Below are 17,312 nucleotides of genomic sequence, written 5' to 3' on the forward strand. Positions count from 1 at the left end.
TTCCTTCCCTCCTGTTGCCCATATTGTCATCCATAGTATGCCTACAACAGATGACAGGGCTCCACAAAAGAAATTGGCGGGAAAGGATTTGATTTCCATTCATACGGCCTCCATCAATGGCCATACTGAGAATACGGAGGTGTTTGTTCATGAGAGAACCTTGGGAAGAACACAGCGCCGCTTCCAACCTGCCGCGCTATACCCCGGGAATCGGCGTTCCCGATGAAATGAGCCCGATTCGCGACATCGCCCGCGGTTTTGAAAACGGTCGGCCGCCGGTCATGGAAGTCACGCCAGCTGACAGCCGCCACACGGCGGATGATATTGATTTTCCGCCGGTTGACCGCGCGTTTTGAAAAAGTGGCAACAAGGGCGTCCTTGTTCGGTGGCCCTTGTTGCTCGGCTTCCGTTTTCTTCCTCTGCCATCGCCGTGCACTCGATTGGCGGCATGACCGGGTCGTTTTGGCCATATACATAGCCATATAGACCATTCCCATGGAGGGACAGCCGTTGCCGATTGAGCTTCCGGACATCACGGTCATTTGCCCGGATCCAGCCGTAGAGCATGTGTTTTCTTCCATTCACCAACGGTGGGAACAATTGGTCAAAACAAGCTCGCCTTACTCCAAAGGAGAACTGTTTTCCCTTCCGTTTCCATACGTCGTTCCCGGCGGGGTGTACCAGCAGCTCTTTTACTGGGACAGCTATTTCATTATATTGGGACTGAACATTTCAAGGCTGCACGAACTCGCCCGCAACATCGTCAGGAAACTGGCAACATGTACGAAAAATATAATGTGGTCGACATGAGCATCCGCACCATCGGCCGCTACCCTTCGCAAAAAGGGTTCGGCTGGACCAATGCGGTCTATCAAAAAATAGCGGTTGACCTTCTTGGGTGCACGGTATGTTGAGGCAGTCGGCCTAGGAACGGCTGCCAACGGCCGCCCTACCGATGGACGGACACCCACGGCTGGCCGTCTTCCCAATGAACGCGGATCGGAAGGCGAAACGCTTCTGAAAGCCGCTCGTCGGTTAACACTTCCTCTTTTTGGCCAGCCGCAAGGATGCGCCCGTCTTGCAAAAGCAAGACATGGGTAATGGAGTCGACGATTTCTTCGATATAATGGGTGACGTATAAGAGATGGCACGGCTGAGTGACGATCTGTCCGATCAATGCTAAAATTTCTTCGCGGGCCAATAAGTCAAGGCCGACCGTCGGCTCGTCCAAAATGAGCAGCTTCGGATTCGCCATCAACGCTCGGGCGATCAATGTTTTTCGCTTTTCCCCTTGTGACAGCGTCGCATACCGTTTTCCTTTGATGGCTTCGAGGCGGAACGATTCGATGAACGATTCCGCCCTAGCCCAGTCATCGTCGGTAACAGCATCATACAGGCCAATCGTCGCAAACTTGCCGCTGATGATGACATCTTCAACCGTTTCCGTTTGCAGCGTGTCGTGAAATTGATCAAGGAGCGCGCTGCTGACAAACCCGATGTGCCGGCGCAACTCCGGCAGACTCGCCTGTCCAAACCGATAGCCTAATACTTCCACCTCACCGCGCGTCGGGTACTGATAGCCGGTGACGATATTGAGAAGCGATGTTTTCCCGGAGCCGTTTAGTCCAAGAATCGCCCATTGCTCGCCTTCTTTTACTTCCCAGTTTATATCGCGCAAAATCGTGCGCTCTCCTCTTGCCCATGACACATCGCGCATGCGGATGATGACGGTCATTGTTCCCCTCCCCTTTGTGGTTCGTATGGACGGTCCTGATAGAAAAAGTTGGGCAACATGGTCGTGTTGTCATAAGTTCGGTGAAAAATGTGCGTTGTCGCCGGAGAAAGAGGCGGAATCAGCCATGTCCAATCGCCGGTGACATGGCGGCCGGCTGCTTTCTCTTGCTGTTCAAACAACTGAAATTGGCGCGCGGCGGTATGATGGTCAACGATGCTGACGCCCGCCTTTTTGTAGGAATACAAAACAGCGATATTCAATTCGACCAACGCCTTGTCTTTCCATAATGATGCGTTGGAGTTGGTGTCAAGCCCCATGCAAGAGGCCACTTTCGGAAGCATGTTGTAGCGATAATCATCGGCAAAATTGCGGGCTCCAATCTCCGTACCCATGTACCACCCGTTAAACGGTGCTGCCATATAGCGAATGCCGCCAATTTCTAGACACATATCTGAAATAATCGGGACCGCGTACCATTTTAACTGCAGATCGCGAAACCACGGAAACTCCGGATGTTCAATGGGCACCTCAAGCACCAATTCTTTAGGGATCGGCGTCCAAACAGGCTTCTGGCCGCCTACCTGGATCACCAAGGGCAACACGTCAAAAGGCGTTTTCTCCCCCTTCCACCCAAGCTGTTCACAGGCGCGGGTGAACGTGAGGGAGGATGAGTCGCCGATAATCCCTTCTTCGGTTTCATAACCGGCATAACGAATCAGTTGATGATTCCAAATGCGCACTTCCCCATTGGGACGGAAGATCGTGATCGTCGGTCGGATTTTCCCGCCATTGGTTGCAACCTCAATATGATGGAATAGATACGAAAACACCTCTTCCTCGGTGACCGCTTCTCGCGCATCGATGACATGGAGCGATTGCCAAAACAAGCGGCCGATGCAGCGGTTGCTATGGCGCCAAGCCATCTTAGCCCCATAGCTTAACTCTTCGTACGTATGGCGGTATGTTCCGGTTTGTTCCACTTCCCAACGGATTTCATTCACCCGCCGCTTTATTTCTTGCTCACTTTTTCCAAGCTCCCGATAGCTTGCTATGATAAACTGTTCTGCTTTTGTCATCAACTGCTCATCGTGCTGTCTGAGCTTATCGCTCTCGATCGTTACCATATATGCTTCTTTTCCTCCACTTCGCCGTCATTCCAATTCCAATCAAGAGGCAAATTCCCCCGACCCACCACATTTGCTCGATAAACATCGAAATCGCCAAAAAAATGAGCGCAAAACCAAGCAGTAGACGGATCGCCATGATTCTCTCCCCTTTTCCCCGCCATCGAGCGCTCTCCCATCGCGCAAAAGCAGCAGTGAACAATGCTTGGGAGACGTCTATCCTACGGGGCAATTGAGAGTCAACTACCCCCACTTCGCGAACGCTTGAAGTGGGGGCTTGCAACTCCCCAGAAGTGCAAACGGACTTCGTCCTCCTTCCTTGACTTGGGGTTGCATCAGGGGGCAGGTTGACGACTGCCCAACGACGCAGGTCATGCCTGCATCGTTACCGATTCTCTCGGTGTGTCTGTTGGCAGTACTTGGCTTCCACACACAACAGACAGACCTACGCTCGATGTTTTGCGGTTGCAACGTTTCCTGCAACCAACTCCATACATCGAGCAGCTGTGATTGGAGTGCCTTTATTGAACGGTTTTCTCCATGCCTTTATTCTATCATACACAAAAGAAAGGGGGAACGCACATTCCTCTCCCACTTACTCCCTTTGGTCGTTGAAGTGGGAGTCTCCTGCGCGAAATAGGATGAAGCAACGCTCCCGTCCCTATTGTAACAGATGCTTCCATAAAGAGAACAGACAATTTTCAATGAAACAAACCACTTTTAACTTCCCTCCGAAAGAAGTCTCCTACTTCTAAACGTGAAGGTGCGCCAGCACCAGTGAAAGTGGGAGATGAATGTCGGTTGGCGTTAGCCAACGAATATGATAGAATATGGCTAGAACGGACACCTTCGGAACGAAGGGAAGCGTAAAGGGTTCTTGTGTGTGGCTTACCGTTCAGCGAACACACACAAGTCGCTTGAAGCCCCCACCTCTAAGCGAAGCGTAGGTGGTGGGTAGTTCACGGTCTTGACGATCTCATCGCCGGCGTGAAACCGGTGACCGGCGAGCTCCGCCCCTCGGTCTTCGTTCACGACGCCGACCGGTAAATCCTCTGTATGGGCGTAAGGGTCAATCGAAGCCTCTACATTGATCCAAGCGTAAAGCGATGGAAGAACGATCAGACCGAGAGCCAATATGGATGCGGCCCAGTTGATCGTGAGATGTTTCAAATCGCTCATATAAATGCGCCATGCCTGTTTCACTTTGATCCACTTCCTTTCAAGTCGATCATGCTGTTGTTAGTATGAGCGGATCACGGAAAACTAAACCAACTTGGCCAGTCCAGCTGTTCATTTGCGGAAAAAAAGCCAAAGCGCCAAAAACAGAAAACCTATGGCGGCGAAGCGCGTCAGATCGAACGGGATGCGCTGCCCGCCGAACAAACCAAAATGGTCAACAATCGAACTCATCACGAGCTGCCCGGCAACCACGGCCATCAACGAATTGGCAACGCCGACTTTCGGAACGATGAGCACCATAACAAACACGTAAAAGGCGCCGAGAATGCCGCCGATCAGTTGCCATTTCGGCACGGAAAACATGGCGATGAGCTCGCCTTTTCCGAAAAACAATTGCACCAAAAACAACACGATCGTCCCGATCAAAAACGAAACGAACGATCCTTCCAACACCCCGACCCGTCTCCCAAGGCCGCCATTCACCCCCGCCTGTATGGAGACGGCCATCCCGGCCGCTAAAGCCATCGTCATCCATAACCACTTCATCTGTCTCTCCCCTTCCCTTTTCGCTGTCCCGCTTTATCGAACATTGATCCGAGGCTTAGAAGACCGGCGATTGAACGAAACATCCCGCTCTCCAGCATGGTTTCCCACATGAGGGAAAATGGTGGCATCAACTTCTCATTTCGCTGGCCTCATGTCGGCTAGAAATGATCCCTCTTTTCACTAACCTTCTAAACTTGGGGACACGGCTGTTGACCCGTTTAAGCCACCTCTTGTTGACTGAGCCAACCTGTCTGACGTTCACGCAACGGAAACAAGCACTTGTCCCCATATCGGTAAAGAGATTTGGCACAGCGGTGAAAAATCCTTCTTTTCACCAAAGGAAAAGAGGAGGGGGCAAACAAAAAACGGACGAATCTTTCCTGTTAAGATCCGTCCGCATGTCCGTCAATTCAGCTCCAGCAACAAGGAGAGACCGTTCCGTTGACTTAGCGATTCGCTGGCTTGCTTGCTGTTCCAGCAACGAACAGCCGCAACGACCAAAAAGCGGCGAGCACGATGGCCAACGCGATCATCATGCGGCCGAGCGCGTTTTGTTGGCTGAGCAAGTAGCTGTTGCACACGCGCGCCGGCACAGCTAAATACAGCCAACCCATGACAACGAGCATCGAGATGACATTCGCATGGACGACACCGCGAGCGATCGGATGAAGCCGTTTCCAGCTTAACGATAGCGGCAGCCCTGTAAGCAGTGGCAGCATCATCCATTTGGCAAGCCGCATCAACGGCTCATTCAACGAAGCGTCGACTGAACGCGGCAAGATCCAAAAGGAAAGGACGCTGATGGCCAACAACAATCCAGGCAAACCGTTTTCGTTCCAACGGCTGAGCCATTCGGCGAAACGGCGGGGCAACGCCAAACCAAACAGCCATCCAGCTGTCACCAGCAACGGAACTTGCCCGAGCATCACGCCAATCATCGATGATTCCATCCAACGCAACACCGGCGGCAGCGCAAGGGCTGCCATGAGGAGAGCTCCGCCGGCTGCATATCGTTTCCCGCTCACTGTTTCACCACCTCAGCGGATGCCTCTTTGGCCAGCAGGCGGTTCAGCTCAGCGCTGACCGCTTGCGGATGGTTGTAATCAAAAATGCGGACGAGCCGCCCCTTTTCGTCGAGCAAGTAAAACGCTGCATTATGTTCATACCCGCCTTTCTCATCCGGGATCACAATGACGCCCATCACTTCTAATAACCGTTGCAGTTCCTGGTCGTTCGGCACACGGGCCATGCGCCATGTAACGCCATCCGCCCCGTAATGATGGGCGTGATGCATCAACATCTCCGGTGTATCGTTTTGGCTGTCAAAACTAATGCTTAAAAACGAAAGACGATCGCTATGCGGGGACTGACGAACGGCGTCGTAGATGCGGCGCAAATTCATCTCGATCACCGGACACACATCGCCGCACCTTGTATACATAAAAGTGGCTAAAACCCATTGACCGCGCTGATCTTGCCAAGAGAACGTGCGGCCGTTTTGATCCTCGAGCCGAACAGTCGGAAGTGGTTTTGGCTCTTGCAAGATGGCGAGACGGCGGGCGGTTTCGCTCGTAAACGCCCGAAACCCGTCCGTCCCGTGCCAAAGAAGCCCAAAACCGAACAGAAGCGCGAGAGCCACCGCTACGATTTTACGCACGCGGCCCCACCTCAATGTTTTGCTTTGCTTGAACGGTGATCACTGAAACGAAAAAGCGGTAAAGGAACACCGTGACAGCGGCGATAATGGCAACCGCAAACATCGCCCCCATGCGATCATACGGAATCCATTCCGGAACATGCACAGCCCACCGCCGCGGTGCGCTCACTTTTCCAGAAAACAGGAACGTGCCGCATAGACTGAGGAAGAAAATCGTATACACCCAGAAGCTGACCATATCCGCATAGCCGATTTTTCGCCCGTTTCCACGAATGAAGTAATACATAAAGCCGAATAACATAGAAACCGCACCGATTCCCATATACATATGGAAGTGTCCCGGCACCCATTTCGTGTTGTGCATGACGTGGTTGATGACGATGGTTGCGTCCGCAATCGCCGGCATGACGCCTGCAACCCAGCCGAACATCGAAAGGAAGATGAAGCTTGACGCCATATCCCACTCAATGCCGGAACGATAGACGATCATTAACGCGCCAAAGGCGGTCACCACCAAAACCGGCAAACCATTTAAATATGAAAACACTTGGCCGATAATCAACATCCATTTCGGCATGACAAAGTCCATCAACAAATGGTGCGGGTAAATGATGATCGTAAACAATGTCGACATGTTCCACGCGATAAGGAAAATTTTGTATGACTTCCATGGGCGGTTTGTATATTTTGGCAAAATTTCATATACCGCGATGACCCCCATGTAAATGACCGAATTGGCGAAAATATGCCCGAAGGCGTAAATCAAGTTTTTCGCGAGCAGCGGATCAATCTCAATCGATGGTTGAAACAAATTGATTAAGCTCATTACTAAGACGCTTGCCCCAGCTGTTAAAGAAACGAGATTGACGATCGAAACCATCGTGCTTGCCACTACCGTAGGCGGCGGACCGTAACCTTTCACTTTTCCGAGAATTTGCGGCCAGCCGAGGCCGTGGCCAAGGCTTCCATATTCGCGAATAATGGCCCGCGACGTATCCAGATAAAGGAGCAAAAAGCTGACACCAATCAGCAGCATGCCGATCAAGTACAGGCTCGCCCCTGTTTTTCCCCACATGCCGGCTGACATCGCCGGTAGCGGATATAAAAACGTCCACGCTCCGGCGAAACGGAAGACGAAAATGCTGATGGCTGTCATCACCGCCCCTGTTAAAAACAACACGAAATGGGTCACAAAAATCGGAAACGATAACCGGACGTACTGGCGCAAAAAGTACCACATAACCGCCGATGCGGCGAACGCGGCCGCCCCGATCATAAACGTTCCGTGCGCGGTCATCATTTCATAAAATGTATCTTGTCCAAGCGGAATCATCTTTCCTTGCGCCAGCAGCATCAACAGCCCGAGCACCATCATGAGCAAAATCGCGATGCCGCTGACGAGCATGTACAAGGCAACCATCTTCCGGACATTCGCTTCCATTATTTCCCCTCCCCTTCTTGGGCTGGCACGACGGTAATGGTTGCTGTCATCACATGGTGGCCGATGCCGCAATATTCTAAACAAAGCACTTGATACGTCCCGGGTTTCTCAAACGTGTAATAAATCGTATTTGTATACTTCGGCATGGCCTGCGTTTGGGCCAATAGTTCCATGCTTTCATCATAGATGCCGACCCCGTGGTTAACATCCTCGCTCGTCACTTGAAACGCGATCGATTCACCGACGCGAAATTCGTTTCGGCTTAACACAAAACCAAACTGGCGCGCTTTCACTTGAACGACGGTCGGATTGGCGGCGTGCGCCGGCCTTTCAAATGGCAAATCGCGCAGCGTGTAAAACGTCGCTAGGCCCATGGCCGCAATGACGGCCAAAAACCATACATTCCGAATCCGGTATCCTTTTTTCTGAATTGGCTCATATTCGGCGCGCTGGCCGGAATGAGCGACGACATACAAAAAAACAAAGAGGACAAACAGGATGAGAACAACGGAAATAATCCACGCTGCCTGCTGGTACATGACCTATCCACTCCCCCTTTTCACCCGTTAAGATAGTTTCACTATAGGGGATGATGGCGCTTTCTTACAGTTAACTTCATCACAAAATAGACCATTTTTCTCCCGATTTGGCTTTTTGTGGACATTGTGATGGGGAACACAGTTATACGGCAATGGACTTGCTATAATGGGAGAAATGGCATTAGGAGGGATGAAGATGAAATCATTGGCTTTTTGGACGCTATGTACGACATACGTTCTCATTGTATTCGGCGGATATGTAGCTTCCTCAAACTCAGGGATGGGGTGCGGCCCTGACTGGCCGCTTTGCAACGGGATGCTCATCCCGGTGTTAAAAGGAGCGACGCTGGTCGAGTACGCCCATCGATTGATCGGCGCTTTGCTCGCGCTGTTGACCGGGGTGCTCTGCCTTCGCTTATGGCGCTCTTCCCGAAGCGGGACAAACCGTTTCGTTTCAGCGGTCGCCGCTGTTTTGCTTGCGTTGCAAATGATGCTTGGAGCTCTCGTCGTTTGGTTTGACCTTCCACCTATCATTGTCACGATTCATTTCTTCATCGCGTTTCTCTTTTTAGGCTGCCTTCTTTGGATTTGGCGGAACATCCAGCGCTCTCCACAGATGCATCAACCAGTCGGCCGGACAACTATTGGAACAGAGGCGAAGCGGCATATCCATGTTCTTTTGTTCTTATTGGCAGCTACGTTACTGCTTGGCGCATACGTGAAACATCAACATTACGGTCTGGCATGCGGATGGCTGACATGCGGGGAACAAGCATGGCCATCGAGCGGAGCCCAAATGTGGCAAACCGCTCATCGAACCGCTGCTGCCGCTACGGTGTTGTATACCATTTGGACAGCGTTTGTTGCCCATAGGCGCCGCTGGGGGCGCCCGCTGGAACGGCGCCTCCTTTTGGCGGCAGCGGTCGGGCTGCTGCAAGCGGTGATCGGGATAGTCACCGTTGCGACAGAAATTCATCTGTCCTGGGCGGTCATCCATTTGGCCGTCGGCACATGGCTGGCTTTGCTGCTAGTCGAGTTGAAAATCTACTTACATATGTCTGTTGTGACAAGATTATCTGCTCGCAGGAGGATGAGGAAATACACCCAAACGCCTGCCCGCTAGGCATCAAACATTAACCGAACAACGCGCGAAGCCACCCGCCGACGAAGGAAACAAGAACAACCGCCCACGCCGGCCACTTCCAAACGGCAAGCAAAAGAAAGGCGACGAGGACAAACGCGAAATCGGCCAGCTCGTTCACCGCTTTTGTCCAAATCGGATCATACAGCGCCGCAAGCAAAATCCCGACGACAGCGGCGTTCATGCCGGCAAGCGCCGCTTGGAAGCGCGGCTGACGGCGAAGCCAGTGCCAAAACGGAAACGCGCCAAGAACGAGCAAAAAGGATGGAAGAAAAATGGCTGTGGTAGCCACTAGCGCTCCCTTCCAGCCCAACGCCGCCATTCCAATATACGCGGCAAACGTAAACAGCGGCCCCGGAACAGCTTGGGCGGCGCTGTAGCCGGCTAAAAATTGATCGGCGGTGACCCACCCTTGCGGCACCACTTCCGCTTCCAAAAGCGGCAGCACGACATGCCCACCGCCAAACACGAGCGCCCCGGCGCGGTAAAAGCTGTCAAACAGCGCCAAAAGCGGTGAATGGATCCAAGTGCGAATGAGCGGCAGCGCAACAAGCAACACGGCAAACAATGAAAGCAACGTCAAACCGGTGGAACGACGAATGGAAGGCGGGATGCCTGCCGCAGACGAAGAAGATGCGACGTTTTTTCGCAATCCAACAGCGCCAATGCCCCCCGCTGCGGCGATGACGGCGACTTGGCTCCACGCGCCCGGCGCAAGAAGCACGGCGGCCGCCGCTATGATGGCGACCGTTGCCTCGAGGCGGCTAGAGGCGAATTTGCGCGCCATCTCCCATACGGCTTGTGCTACGACCGCCACGGCCACCAACAGCAAGCCGTGCATCCAGCCGGCGTCACCCCAAGAATGGTGTTGCAGCCAAACAGCAACCAGGCTGAGGGCGACCGCTGACGGCAGCGTAAAACCAAGCCACGCTGCCAACGCCCCCCAAACGCCGGCGCGCATAAATCCGATGCCGATGCCGACCTGGCTGCTTGCCGGACCAGGGAGAAATTGGCATAAAGCGACCAAATCGGCATACGTTTTCTCGTCAATCCATTTCTTTCGTTTGACGTATTCTTCGTAAAAATAGCCAAGATGAGCCACCGGTCCGCCAAATGACGTCAAGCCGAGGCGAAGCGCCGTAATTGCGACCTCCCAGACGGAACCATATCGGTCTGCTGCTTGTTTCTTTGCAGCCATGGATCCCGCTCCTTTCGTTCACGAGAGTGTCATGCTACAATCATATCATCATGCACGAGAGGAGAGAATACCATGAACGTTCGAACGATGGCGACAAACGGTTTGATCGCCGCCGTGTATATCGCGGTGACGGCGCTCATTCAGCCGTTTGGCTTTACGAATATTCAGTTTCGCGTCTCAGAAATGTTAAACCACCTAGTCGTATTCCGCCGAACATACGCCGTGGGCATCGTGCTTGGCGTCTTTTTGGCCAATTTGTTTTTCTCGCCGATTGTCGCGTATGATCTTGTATTCGGCGTCGGCCAGTCGGTGCTGGCGCTTCTCATCACGATTGTTTCCATGCGTTATGTCGAGAACATTTGGGCGCGTATGGCGATCAATACGTTGTCGTTTACCGTGACCATGGCCATCATCGCCTTTGAACTAAAGCTCGCGCTCGGCTTTCCGTTTTGGCTCACATGGCTGACGACGGCCATTGGCGAGTTTGTTGTCATGGCGATCGGCGCACCGATCATGTATGCGGTTGGCCGCCGCTTGGCGCCGAAGATGTTCGATTCCGCCCATCGAAGCCGTTAGCAGCCCTCTTTCGCCTTAGGTAAGGGGTTCGCTTCATTCTAAAGGCGCATTCCCCGTACGCCCACACGGGAAGTTCTTGATCAATCGTACGGGCTTTCAACATCTATTTTGACTACGGCATCGAACAAACCGCCCATTCAATGATCAGCGACATCACAGCAAGCAAGATGACTCCCGCCGTCGTCATCTTCAGCGCCCTCCGCCATCTTGGCGATAGGTACCGCCCCGTCCGAAGAACAACAAGGCCGACTGCGATTCCGCCCACCCACATGCAAAGGCCCACCGGGGTGACAAGCTGACGCCAATCGCTGATCCAATAGTAGATGACGAACGTCTGGCAGACAAGCAGGATGCACACGATGATTCTCATCGTTCCCCCCCTATGCGTTGAAACGCATCAAGGCGCCCGGCGCAATGTTCGATCATTTTCCGGTTGCCAAGCGGGTACGCAAACGCGGCCATCAGCACGGGAAAGATCCCCAACCCGATTTCTTTCCAAGTGAGGTGGCTTGTTTGCTGGAACTGGATAAGCACGACGCCGGACAAAATCAACATGGAAATCAAGAGCGCCCGCTTTTCAATCGGACGGCGCACCAATACCGTTCCGTTTTTCGTTTCTCTTCGTTCTGTAAAGAGCGGGCTAAGCAGAACGCCGGCCACAATCGTGCACTGCCATGTCCCGGCCACCAGCCATCCGGGTCCGTAGGCGGCCGCGTAGGTGAGCGGCGCGTAAAACAAGCCGAACCCGACCGTCCCCCAGGTGATCCATGTCCACGGATGGCATTTCATGTCATGCCAAACCGGACCGAGGTTGCGGCGTGCCAAAAGAATGGCAAACAACAGCGGAACCATAAAGAAAAAACGAAGCGACGAACTCCACGCCCAGCTTCCACCCGCCAGCTCCATTGAGCGGTTCAATATGAATGTAACAGCAAAGAAGAATGAGGCGGCAAGGCCGAGGGCCATCTCGCGCATTTTTCCTTCTCCCTTCTCAATGATGTAGAGCAGTTTTATTTTATCTCATTATTTAAAATTTTTCTATTTGTTCCTTTGATTATTTAGAACATAGTTTTATAAAAAATATGTATACACCGAAACAGCAGCGCCAAAGAGGCGATCTTATCACGATGTAAGCCTCTTTTGCCTATCATTGTTCACTTGCCAAATGCCAGCGATCGGCCTGGATCTTTGAACATTCACGGCGATATGGACTTCCCTTCTGATCCCCATCCGGAATGAACATGTCGAACGCCCACTCTTGATAAAAGGCACCCTAACAGGCGCAGCTGTCATCCGTATAATCAAAAAATATCAGAATGTGAAAAGGCTGTCTGGAAAAAGTCGAGCGATGACTTTTCCGACAGCCTGTCGAGGGTGTTGTCTCCTTCGAGACGCTATGCATGGCAAACGTGCTGATGAAAGGGCTTCTTCGTTTGTCGGCCTTGCATGGCGGACGGATTATTTGTCAATTAACTCAATCGGCACAACTTTTCCATTTTCAACCGCGGCCACAACGATTTCTGATTCAAAGCCGCCATCATCGCCGACGCTTGGAACGACGTATACTTGCTTTTCTTTCGGAATGTTTTTCAGCCCTTCGTTCAAATGCTCGCGGATGGCCATCGGATCATCAACCGTCCCAGCGGCTTTCATAGCCTCAACAAACGCGTAAAGAGCCAAGTAGTTATACCCGGATTCCGAACTCGCCTCGGCATTGAATTTCGTCCGATATTTTTCCGCAAACTCCGGAGCCCCTGGTTGGTCGGAGTGAATAAGCGGCATGACGCCGATTGAGCCTTCCAGTATCTCATAAGAACCGATCGTCCGTTGCATTTCATCGAGCTTCGCCTGATCCATAATGATAAAACCGCCTTTAAAGCCAAGTTCACGCGCTTGTTTCGCCACTTTCGCCGTCGGTTCCGACGGTCCGCCGATAAACAGCACGTCCGGTTTTTCTTTCAATGCGTTCGTCACGATGGTAAAGAAGTCAGTGTCTTTCGTAAAATCAATCGACGATTTGTAGACGACTTCCCCGCCTTGCTTTTCCCAGTACGGCAACAATTTTTCCGTCCAGTCTTTCCCGTATTGCGTCGCCGTCGGCAGAGCGGCCAGTTTCTTGCCGAAACGCTTCATGGCATAATCAGTAAAGGTCGGGATGTAGCCGTCATAGCGCGGCGGAATGCGCACGGTCAGCTTGTTGCCGGTCTGCGTAATTTTCGGTTCGCTTGTGTATGCCGCGATGATGAAATTGTCCGTTTGGTTAAACACTTGCAGCGCCATGACGCCACCGCTGTGCGGCGTGAAAATGATCGGCGTATGATGCTCTTGCACAAGGCGTTTGGCGTTCGCTGCCGTTTCGTTTGGCAAATATTTGTCATCTAATGGGACGAGGTTAATTTTGTATTTCTTTCCTTTCACCTCAAAGCCGCCGCTGTTGTTGATTTCCTCGGCCGCCATTTTCAAGCCGTTTAACGTCCGTTCCCCGTAGTAGGCGGCCGGGCCGCTCAGCGGGCCGCTGTAGCCGATGTTGACCGTGCCCGTTTCACCGCTGCCTCCTCCGCTATTGTTTCCGCCGTTGGCGTTATTGCTGCTTGGCGAATTGTTGCACGCCGCAAGCATCAACATCATGATGGCCGCGATCATAGCGGCGATTGACCATTTTCTTTTTTTCATTCTACTCCCCCCTATTGACGATTTATTATTTTGAATATTTAGATAATATTTAGCACACCCGTTATTCACCCCCTTTCAGTGCCATCTCCTCTCCTTGCTTTCGCTGATGGACAAGGATGAGGCCTATCATGCACCAATGTACGCCTTGCGGACATCGTCGTTGGCGAGCAGCTCCTCCGCCGTCCCTGAGGCAACGATCGTTCCATTTTCAAACACATAGCCTCGATGGGCGATCGACAGCGCCGCATGAGCGTTTTGTTCCGCCAACAAAATCGTTGTTCCTCCCTCATTGATTTGCTTAATCGTCGCAAACATTTGCTCGACAATCAACGGGGCGAGTCCGATTGACGGCTCATCAAGCAAGAGCACCGCAGGACGTGACATTAAGGCGCGGCCGATGGCAAGCATTTGCTGCTGGCCGCCGCTTAACGACCCGGCCGGCTCATTGCGCTTTTCCCGCAAGATGGGAAATAATTCATATACGTATTCCAACGACCGGCGGATGCCATCTTTATCCTTTCGATGAACGTAAGCGCCCATCAGCAAGTTTTCGTATACACTCATGCGAGAAAACAGTTTGCGCCCTTCTGCGCATTGCACGACGCCGCGCCCGACGATGCGATCAGGCGGAAGCGAGTCGATGCGCTCACCGTTGAGGCGGATTTCCCCTTGCACAGGTTTGTGCAGTCCGCTGATCGTGCGGAACAATGTACTTTTTCCTGCTCCATTGGCACCGAGCAAAACCGCAATCTCTCCTCGCTTGACGGAAAACGTCACATCGCGAATGGCGGCAAAACTCCCATAGCGGACCGATACGTTCGCAACTTCAAGCAATGGCGCTCCCTCCTAAGTACGCTTGAATGACCGCCTCGTTGTTTTTCACTTCCTCCGGCGTTCCTTCTGCAATTTTCTCTCCATAGTTCAACACCATAATGCGGTCGGCGATTTTCATGATCATCGACATTTTGTGCTCAATCAGGCAAACAGTCAGGCCGCCTTCTACCATTTTGACGATCAACTCCTCAAGCCCTTCCGTTTCATCCGGGTTGATGCCGGCTGCTGGTTCATCAAGCAAAACGAGCTCCGGATCGGTCGCCAAGGCCAGCGCGAACGCCGCCCGCTTTTTCTGTTCCTGCGACAAATTGGCCACCATCCGATCCGCCACATGGGTTAGACCGACAAAGTCAAGCACTTCCATCGCCTTTTCTTTGCATGCCTGTTCCTCGCGGTGATGCCGTTTCGTGCGCAAAATGGCATCAAATAAGTTGGATGACGTGCGGAGGCGATGGCCGATGATAACGTTGTCCATCACCGTCGCCTGTTCAAACAAGTGAGTCGTTTGAAACGTGCGGGCGATGCCGAGCTTCGCCCGTTCGTTCGCTGGCAGGCGGGTAATATCGCGTCCTTTGAACGTAATCGTCCCCGACGTCGGCCGATGCAAGCCGCTGATGAGATTGAAAAACGTCGACTTGCCGGCGCCGTTCGGGCCAATGATTGCGTTGATCTTCCCTTGTTCAACAGAAAACGTGACATCGTTGACCGCCAGAAGCCCGCCAAATCGTTTCGTCAATCGCTCGACATGCAAAAACATGTTCAGCCCTCCTTGGCATATCGTTCGCTCCGCTCTTGGCGCGAGGCAGCGGCCAGTTCCGCGGACGCTTGTGTTGCTTCCAGCTGAAGACGGCGCGCTTCGCTCCGCCTCGCTTTCAAACGGATGATCCCCCCAGCAATGCCATGAGGGTAAAAAATGATGAGCAGCGTCAAGACAGGTCCGAAAATCAACATCCGATAATCTTGCAAAAACTGCAACTGCTGGGACAAAAATGTAACCAAGAGCGTGCCGACGACCGGTCCGGCGAGCGTGCCGATCCCGCCGACAAGCAAATACGTTAAAAAGTCAAACATGACGCTGACGTACGCAATGTCTGGGCCGAGAAAACGGATGAACGACGCATACAGCGCCCCGGCCAGCGATGTAAAAAAGACCGAGAGAACAAATGAGGCGAGCTTGTTTTTCATCGTCGAAATGCCAAGCGTCAAGGCGAGCTCCTCGCTGTTGCGAATGGCAATGTACGTCCTCCCCGTCAGCGAATAAACAAGGCGATGCATGATCCAAACAACGACAAGCAAGAAAAACAACACCAAATAATATTGGGCAACAGGTGTTTGAAACGAGAGCGGGCCGATGTCAGCCGGCGCCGGAATGCCGATAAACCCGCGCACTCCGCCGGTTAAACTGTCCCATTTGTCAATGATCAAATAGATGATGTAGCCGACGCAAAGTGTATAAATGGCGAAAAAGTGTTCTTTCGTTCGCAAGGCGACAAGTCCGACGAAAACGCCGATCAACGTCGTCAGCAAACACGCTGCGGCAAAAGCAAGCCAAAACGGCCAGCCAGCTTTTACCGTCAAAATGCCGAGCGCATACGCGCCGATCGCAAAAAATCCAGCGTGGGCAAGCGACAAATACCCCGTATAGCCGGCAAACAAGTTCAATCCGTACACCGCAATCATCCAAATAAAGGAAATAGTCATCATATGCACGTAATAGCCGTTGGCAACGAAAAGCGGAAAGAGAATCGCCGCAGCGATGAGGGCAGCGAGCCATAGGCGCCGTTTTTCCAAAATGGCCATCAACGTCCCTCCTTGGCAAACAGTCCGTTCGGTTTGACTGTTAAAATGATGACGAGAATGGCGAAGGCGATAATGTCCTTGTAGTCATTCGACACATATGTCGCCCCCAAACTCTCGCTGAATCCTAAAATATAGCCGCCGACAATGGCGCCGGGAATGCTTCCCATGCCGCCGAGAATGATGATGACAAACGCTTTCAAGATGACGAGATGCCCCATGCCGGGAAACACAAGGTTGATCGGCGAAGCGAGCGACGCGGCAAGCGCAGCCAGGCTGCCGGAGAGGAAAAACGTCAACATGGCCACTTTGTTCGTATTGATGCCGACCAAATTCGCCCCTTCGCGGTTTTGCGCCATCGCGATGATCGAAGCGCCAATGAACGTTTTTTTCAAGAAGAGGTAAAGCAAGATCATGATGATGACAGCGGATGCGATGATGAGGATGCGTTGAATGGTCAATGTGAATCCGAACACCGTGACGACATCGCCATACGGGGTCGGCATCGTCTGATAGTCCGCCCCCCAGACAAACTGGGCAAACGCTTCCAAAAAGAGCAAGATGCCGATCGCCGCGATTTTATCATGGAGCGGCGGCGCATTGCGAAGCGGATAAAACACGAGCCGCTCCATCAAGACGCCAAGCAGCCCGACCGCCGCCATCGATGCGACGATCGCGATCCCATACGGCATCCCGAGCTTCGTCATAGCCATCAATGTAACATAACCGCCCATCATATACAGCGCGCCGTGGGCAAAGTTTGGAATGTGCAAAATGCCGTAAACAAGCGTCAACCCTAACGCCACGAGGCTGTAAACGCTTCCAACAGTCAGCCCGTTTAACAGCTGTTGGATGAATAGCTCCATCCCGAT

21 protein-coding genes and 1 pseudogene are annotated in these 17,312 nt (G+C 52.6%); 5 read left to right on the forward strand and 17 right to left on the reverse strand.

Annotated elements, in window-relative coordinates; genetic code table 11:
• Nucleotides 1–149 precede the first annotated feature (149 nt).
• The 3 genes from ACR1UW_RS10140 (at nucleotide 150) to ACR1UW_RS10150 (ending at nucleotide 914) form a co-directional block, all read left to right on the forward strand.
• Nucleotides 150–356: a hypothetical protein gene (locus tag ACR1UW_RS10140; RefSeq protein WP_498933164.1), complete on the forward strand. Its 207-nt coding sequence runs from the start codon at nucleotides 150–152 to the stop codon at nucleotides 354–356.
• 154 nt (nucleotides 357–510) lie between these two features.
• Nucleotides 511–810, forward strand: coding sequence for a trehalase family glycosidase (locus ACR1UW_RS10145; RefSeq protein ID WP_233204995.1), 300 nt, complete (start codon nucleotides 511–513; stop codon nucleotides 808–810).
• On the forward strand, nucleotides 780–914 hold the full coding sequence (locus tag ACR1UW_RS10150; RefSeq protein WP_168368518.1) for a trehalase family glycosidase: 135 nt from the start codon (nucleotides 780–782) through the stop codon (nucleotides 912–914). Before ACR1UW_RS10145 ends, ACR1UW_RS10150 begins: the two co-directional genes overlap by 31 nt.
• Nucleotides 915–949: 35 nt before the next feature.
• On the opposite strand, the gene ACR1UW_RS10155 is transcribed toward ACR1UW_RS10150, so the two are convergent.
• The 9 genes from ACR1UW_RS10155 to ACR1UW_RS10195 form a co-directional block, all read right to left on the reverse strand.
• Nucleotides 950–1,735 (reverse strand): ABC transporter ATP-binding protein, encoded by a 786-nt coding sequence (locus tag ACR1UW_RS10155; protein WP_498933167.1) that lies wholly within the window; start codon nucleotides 1,733–1,735, stop codon nucleotides 950–952.
• Nucleotides 1,732–2,859, reverse strand: coding sequence for a nitric oxide synthase oxygenase (locus ACR1UW_RS10160; RefSeq protein ID WP_498933169.1), 1,128 nt, complete (start codon nucleotides 2,857–2,859; stop codon nucleotides 1,732–1,734). The genes ACR1UW_RS10155 and ACR1UW_RS10160 overlap by 4 nt, the downstream gene beginning before the upstream one ends.
• A complete protein-coding gene (locus ACR1UW_RS10165; RefSeq protein ID WP_498933170.1) occupies nucleotides 2,853–3,023 on the reverse strand; it encodes a hypothetical protein in 171 nt (56 codons plus the stop codon). Before ACR1UW_RS10165 ends, ACR1UW_RS10160 begins: the two co-directional genes overlap by 7 nt.
• Before the next feature lie 724 nt (nucleotides 3,024–3,747).
• Nucleotides 3,748–4,062 carry a YhgE/Pip domain-containing protein gene (locus ACR1UW_RS10170; protein ID WP_498933172.1) on the reverse strand — a complete coding sequence of 105 codons (315 nt, stop codon included), beginning with the start codon at nucleotides 4,060–4,062 and terminating at the stop codon, nucleotides 3,748–3,750.
• Between the two features lie 87 nt (nucleotides 4,063–4,149).
• The gene (locus tag ACR1UW_RS10175; RefSeq protein ID WP_063165942.1) at nucleotides 4,150–4,584 is read right to left on the reverse strand and encodes a DMT family transporter; all 435 of its coding nucleotides are present in this window, start codon (nucleotides 4,582–4,584) and stop codon (nucleotides 4,150–4,152) included.
• Nucleotides 4,585–5,030: 446 nt separating this feature from the next.
• On the reverse strand, nucleotides 5,031–5,609 hold the full coding sequence (locus ACR1UW_RS10180; protein WP_322311218.1) for a hypothetical protein: 579 nt from the start codon (nucleotides 5,607–5,609) through the stop codon (nucleotides 5,031–5,033).
• Nucleotides 5,606–6,241 carry an SCO family protein gene (locus tag ACR1UW_RS10185; RefSeq protein WP_322311217.1) on the reverse strand — a complete coding sequence of 212 codons (636 nt, stop codon included), beginning with the start codon at nucleotides 6,239–6,241 and terminating at the stop codon, nucleotides 5,606–5,608. The genes ACR1UW_RS10180 and ACR1UW_RS10185 overlap by 4 nt, the downstream gene beginning before the upstream one ends.
• A complete protein-coding gene (locus ACR1UW_RS10190) occupies nucleotides 6,234–7,682 on the reverse strand; it encodes a cbb3-type cytochrome c oxidase subunit I (protein WP_237420309.1) in 1,449 nt (482 codons plus the stop codon). The genes ACR1UW_RS10185 and ACR1UW_RS10190 overlap by 8 nt, the downstream gene beginning before the upstream one ends.
• Nucleotides 7,682–8,221 carry a cupredoxin domain-containing protein gene (locus ACR1UW_RS10195; protein ID WP_322311215.1) on the reverse strand — a complete coding sequence of 180 codons (540 nt, stop codon included), beginning with the start codon at nucleotides 8,219–8,221 and terminating at the stop codon, nucleotides 7,682–7,684. The genes ACR1UW_RS10190 and ACR1UW_RS10195 overlap by 1 nt, the downstream gene beginning before the upstream one ends.
• A gap of 196 nt (nucleotides 8,222–8,417) precedes the next feature.
• On the opposite strand from ACR1UW_RS10195, the gene ACR1UW_RS10200 reads away from it, so the two are divergent.
• Nucleotides 8,418–9,344, forward strand: coding sequence for a COX15/CtaA family protein (locus ACR1UW_RS10200; RefSeq protein WP_322311214.1), 927 nt, complete (start codon nucleotides 8,418–8,420; stop codon nucleotides 9,342–9,344).
• 10 nt (nucleotides 9,345–9,354) lie between these two features.
• Here ACR1UW_RS10200 and chrA read toward each other — a convergent pair whose 3' ends face one another.
• Nucleotides 9,355–10,560 carry a chromate efflux transporter gene (gene chrA, locus ACR1UW_RS10205; protein ID WP_498933175.1) on the reverse strand — a complete coding sequence of 402 codons (1,206 nt, stop codon included), beginning with the start codon at nucleotides 10,558–10,560 and terminating at the stop codon, nucleotides 9,355–9,357.
• Nucleotides 10,561–10,632: 72 nt separating this feature from the next.
• Here chrA and ACR1UW_RS10210 point away from each other — a divergent pair, with 72 nt between their 5' ends.
• Complete coding sequence (locus ACR1UW_RS10210; protein WP_237420305.1) at nucleotides 10,633–11,136, forward strand: QueT transporter family protein; 504 nt, start codon at nucleotides 10,633–10,635, stop codon at nucleotides 11,134–11,136.
• A gap of 112 nt (nucleotides 11,137–11,248) precedes the next feature.
• On the opposite strand, the gene ACR1UW_RS10215 is transcribed toward ACR1UW_RS10210, so the two are convergent.
• From ACR1UW_RS10215 to ACR1UW_RS10245, 7 genes and pseudogenes are all read right to left on the reverse strand, one after another.
• A complete protein-coding gene (locus ACR1UW_RS10215; protein ID WP_498935298.1) occupies nucleotides 11,249–11,506 on the reverse strand; it encodes a hypothetical protein in 258 nt (85 codons plus the stop codon).
• Nucleotides 11,503–12,111, reverse strand: a pseudogene (locus ACR1UW_RS10220) (multidrug resistance efflux transporter family protein); the annotation flags it as partial. The pseudogene ACR1UW_RS10220 and the gene ACR1UW_RS10215, both read right to left, overlap by 4 nt.
• A gap of 483 nt (nucleotides 12,112–12,594) precedes the next feature.
• Nucleotides 12,595–13,809 carry an ABC transporter substrate-binding protein gene (locus tag ACR1UW_RS10225; RefSeq protein ID WP_498933178.1) on the reverse strand — a complete coding sequence of 405 codons (1,215 nt, stop codon included), beginning with the start codon at nucleotides 13,807–13,809 and terminating at the stop codon, nucleotides 12,595–12,597.
• Nucleotides 13,810–13,935: 126 nt separating this feature from the next.
• Nucleotides 13,936–14,643: an ABC transporter ATP-binding protein gene (locus tag ACR1UW_RS10230; RefSeq protein WP_498933180.1), complete on the reverse strand. Its 708-nt coding sequence runs from the start codon at nucleotides 14,641–14,643 to the stop codon at nucleotides 13,936–13,938.
• Nucleotides 14,636–15,400 (reverse strand): ABC transporter ATP-binding protein, encoded by a 765-nt coding sequence (locus tag ACR1UW_RS10235; protein ID WP_237420300.1) that lies wholly within the window; start codon nucleotides 15,398–15,400, stop codon nucleotides 14,636–14,638. The genes ACR1UW_RS10230 and ACR1UW_RS10235 overlap by 8 nt, the downstream gene beginning before the upstream one ends.
• A 2-nt stretch (nucleotides 15,401–15,402) precedes the next feature.
• Entirely contained in the window at nucleotides 15,403–16,443 is a 1,041-nt protein-coding gene (locus ACR1UW_RS10240) for a branched-chain amino acid ABC transporter permease (protein WP_237420299.1), read from the reverse strand.
• Complete coding sequence (locus ACR1UW_RS10245; protein WP_033011519.1) at nucleotides 16,443–17,306, reverse strand: branched-chain amino acid ABC transporter permease; 864 nt, start codon at nucleotides 17,304–17,306, stop codon at nucleotides 16,443–16,445. The genes ACR1UW_RS10240 and ACR1UW_RS10245 overlap by 1 nt, the downstream gene beginning before the upstream one ends.
• Nucleotides 17,307–17,312 lie beyond the last annotated feature (6 nt).

The organism is Geobacillus lituanicus (genome assembly GCF_050994965.1).
GTDB lineage: Bacteria > Bacillota > Bacilli > Bacillales > Anoxybacillaceae > Geobacillus > Geobacillus stearothermophilus.

Excerpts from the sequence above, each read along its gene's own strand:
- ACR1UW_RS10140 (WP_498933164.1), top strand. The coding sequence starts at position 150 with ATGAGAGAACCTTGGGAAGAACACAGCGCCGCTTCCAACCTGCCGCGC.
- ACR1UW_RS10150 (WP_168368518.1), top strand. The coding sequence starts at position 780 with ATGTACGAAAAATATAATGTGGTCGACATGAGCATCCGCACCATCGGC.
- ACR1UW_RS10155 (WP_498933167.1), bottom strand. The coding sequence starts at position 1,735 with ATGACCGTCATCATCCGCATGCGCGATGTGTCATGGGCAAGAGGAGAG.
- ACR1UW_RS10160 (WP_498933169.1), bottom strand. The coding sequence starts at position 2,859 with ATGGTAACGATCGAGAGCGATAAGCTCAGACAGCACGATGAGCAGTTG.
- ACR1UW_RS10165 (WP_498933170.1), bottom strand. The coding sequence starts at position 3,023 with ATGGCGGGGAAAAGGGGAGAGAATCATGGCGATCCGTCTACTGCTTGG.
- ACR1UW_RS10175 (WP_063165942.1), bottom strand. The coding sequence starts at position 4,584 with ATGAAGTGGTTATGGATGACGATGGCTTTAGCGGCCGGGATGGCCGTC.
- ACR1UW_RS10190 (WP_237420309.1), bottom strand. The coding sequence starts at position 7,682 with ATGGAAGCGAATGTCCGGAAGATGGTTGCCTTGTACATGCTCGTCAGC.
- ACR1UW_RS10195 (WP_322311215.1), bottom strand. The coding sequence starts at position 8,221 with ATGTACCAGCAGGCAGCGTGGATTATTTCCGTTGTTCTCATCCTGTTT.
- ACR1UW_RS10200 (WP_322311214.1), top strand. The coding sequence starts at position 8,418 with ATGAAATCATTGGCTTTTTGGACGCTATGTACGACATACGTTCTCATT.
- chrA (WP_498933175.1), bottom strand. The coding sequence starts at position 10,560 with ATGGCTGCAAAGAAACAAGCAGCAGACCGATATGGTTCCGTCTGGGAG.
- ACR1UW_RS10210 (WP_237420305.1), top strand. The coding sequence starts at position 10,633 with ATGAACGTTCGAACGATGGCGACAAACGGTTTGATCGCCGCCGTGTAT.
- ACR1UW_RS10215 (WP_498935298.1), bottom strand. The coding sequence starts at position 11,506 with ATGAGAATCATCGTGTGCATCCTGCTTGTCTGCCAGACGTTCGTCATC.
- ACR1UW_RS10225 (WP_498933178.1), bottom strand. The coding sequence starts at position 13,809 with ATGAAAAAAAGAAAATGGTCAATCGCCGCTATGATCGCGGCCATCATG.
- ACR1UW_RS10235 (WP_237420300.1), bottom strand. The coding sequence starts at position 15,400 with ATGTTTTTGCATGTCGAGCGATTGACGAAACGATTTGGCGGGCTTCTG.
- ACR1UW_RS10240 (WP_237420299.1), bottom strand. The coding sequence starts at position 16,443 with ATGGCCATTTTGGAAAAACGGCGCCTATGGCTCGCTGCCCTCATCGCT.
- ACR1UW_RS10245 (WP_033011519.1), bottom strand. The coding sequence starts at position 17,306 with ATGGAGCTATTCATCCAACAGCTGTTAAACGGGCTGACTGTTGGAAGC.